The sequence below is a fragment of the Spirillospora sp. NPDC047418 genome, from assembly GCF_040643275.1.
In the GTDB taxonomy this organism is placed as follows: domain Bacteria; phylum Actinomycetota; class Actinomycetes; order Streptosporangiales; family Streptosporangiaceae; genus Spirillospora.
In genome coordinates this window covers 1-2,661 of record NZ_JBEYTW010000195.1, presented here as the reverse complement: position 1 = coordinate 2,661, position 2,661 = coordinate 1, and the positions used below count along the sequence as shown (strand labels likewise).

At 72.3% G+C, this 2,661-nt stretch carries 1 protein-coding gene; it reads right to left on the bottom strand.

Features of this window, described 5'->3' with window-relative positions; genetic code table 11:
* A partial coding sequence (locus ABZ806_RS44965; RefSeq protein ID WP_500226111.1) for a condensation domain-containing protein occupies nucleotides 1-2,646 on the bottom strand: 2,646 nt, incomplete at its 3' end.
* Nucleotides 2,647-2,661: the final 15 nt, after the last annotated feature.

Here is a 2,661-nt window from a genome sequence, read left to right as displayed (position 1 = left end):
GGCCAGCATCGCCGACACCCGCTCGGCCGGGTAGGACGGGTCCAGCGGAACGTAGGCCGCGCCCGCCTTCCACACACCCAGCAACACCGCCACCAGATCCGGGCCACGATCGAGCTGCACACCCACCGCCGACTCCGGCCCCACACCCAAGCCCTGGAGATGACGCGCGAAACGATTCGCCCGCCCATCCAACTCCGCATAAGTGAGGCAACCTTCGTCCCAGACGACGGCGGCCGCGTGCGGCGTCCTCGACACCTGCTCCTCGAACAACCCGCACACCGACACCGGCGGCACCGCCGCCGACGTCCGGTTCCAACCCGACACCAGCAGTTCGCGTTCCCCTTCAGGCAGGTAGACGGCCTGGGCGTCGCCGTCCGGGTCAGCGGCCATCGACTCCAGGACCGCCCGGTACATGGCCACGAGCCGGTCGGCGTTCGCGCGGCTCAGGGCGTGGGTGTCCGTCGTGAGGACGAGGTATCCGGAGACGGCCGCGACCGCCAGCGCGAACTCCGTGGCACCTTCGCCCTGGCTGGACTCGACGTCCACGACCTCGGTGTCGACCTGATGGAAGTCCTGGTAGCTGAACCGGACGTCGACGAGCCGGTCACCGCCGGCCAGCCGCTGGATCTCGGGCATGGGGAACCGGCGGCGCGGCCAGACCTCGACCTCGCGGGCGAAGGTCCGCTCCACGAGTTCCCGCCAGGTGCGGGCACCGCGCTCGTACGCGAACGGCAGCGTGTTGAGGTACATCCCGTACACACGGTCGGCGCCGAGCGCCTCCGGGCGAGCGCTGCAGACCAGGCCGGTGAAGAACGACTCCTCGCCGGTCACCATGCTCAGCACCTTCAGGTGGGCCGACAGCAGCACGGTCTTCAGCGACGCCCGCGACCGGGCCGCCAGCGCGCGCAGGCCGGCCTCGAGGTCGCGCAGCGGCACACCGGCGCGGTACTTCTCGCGCGGCGCGGCCCTGTCGCCCGTCCACGCCTCGGGCAGAGCGAGCCGCCCGTGCCGGTCGAGGACGCCGCGCCAGTAGTCACGGTCGTCGCCGGACGCGAGGGAGCGGCGCTCCGCCGCGATGAAGTCGGCGTACCGCACCGCCGGAGGCTCGGCCGGTTCGGGCTCCTCGCCCGCGCGGATCCGCCGGTAGACGTCCAGGAGCTCCATCAGCATCGACCGGTGGCTCCAGCCCTCGGTGATCGCGTGGCACACGGTCACCGTCAGCCACCAGGACGCGTCGCCGTCCCGGTGGACGGCCATCCGCAGCAGCGGGGCCTCGCCCAGCTCGAACAGCCGCGCCCGTTCCCCCGCCACGAAGTCGCGGAGGTCGCCGTCCTCGTGCGCGGTCACACCGATCTCGGCGGAGGCGTGGACGAATTGCATCGGCACCGAGAAGCCGTCCAGGTCGAAGGAGGTCCGCAGCATCTCGTGGCGGTCCGCGATGAGCGCGGCGGCCCGCCGGAAGGCGTCCAGGTCGAACGGGGCGTCGTCGCGGATCCGGAACGAGGAGACGTTGTGGTAGGCGTGCAGCTCGTTGTCGGCGAGCATCTCGGCCAGCATTCCGAGCTGCACCTGCGACATCGGGTAGGCGTCGACGACGCCGTCCGGGAGCGCCGCCCGGTCCGCCCCGGAAAGCTGCTCGAACGGGGCGACCGCGCGCTCCACCTCCGGCTGCGCGGGGCGGCCGGTGAGGAACTCGCACAACGCCGCGACGGTGCGATGCTCGAAGACGTCCCGGACCGCGACGTCGAACCCGGCGGCGCGCAGCGCGCCCACCAGCGCGACCGCCCTGATGGAATGGCCGCCGATCTCGAAGAACGCGTCGTGGACTCCGACGCGCTCCAGGCCGAGCACCTGCGCCCAGACCTCGGCGACCTGCGCCTCGGTCACCGTCCGGGGCGCGGCGAAGCGGGCGGTGCCGCCCTCGCCCGGGTCGGGCAGCGCGGTGCGGTCGAGCTTGCCGTTGGCGTTGAGCGGGATTTCTTGCAGCCGGACGAAGACGGCCGGGACCATGTAGTCCGGGAGGTGCCGCGCGCAGTACCCGGCGAGGTCGGGGACGTCCTGGACGGCGGTGTAGTAGCCCACCAGCCGCTCATCGCCGGCGACGACGGCCGCGTCCTGGACGGCCTCATGCCCGGCCAGCACCGCGCGGACCTCACCCGGCTCGACCCGATACCCCCGGATCTTGACCTGGTCATCGACCCGCCCGACGAACCCCACATTCCCGTCCGGCGCCCGGCGCACCAGATCACCCGTGCGATACAGCCGCGCACCGGGCGGCCCGAACGGGTCGGGCACGAACCGGTCGGCGGTCAGATCCGGACGCCCCGCATACCCCCGCGCCACCCCCACACCACCCACGTACAGCTCACCGACCACACCCAGCGGGGCAGGGCGCATGGTCGCGTCCAGCACGTACATGGCCATGTTCGGCAGCGGCAACCCGATCGGCACGACGTCCCAGGCACCGGGGCCATCGATCGGGAACACACAGGTGCCCACGGTCGCCTCGGTCGGCCCGTACTCGTTGACCACCGGCCCGGTGAACCCCAGCCCACGAACCCGCTCGACCGTCCGCCAGTGCAGCGGCTCCCCCGCCACCAGCAGCATCCCGGCCAGCCCCGACGCATCGGCCAACCGCTCGGTCACCACATCCAGCTGACC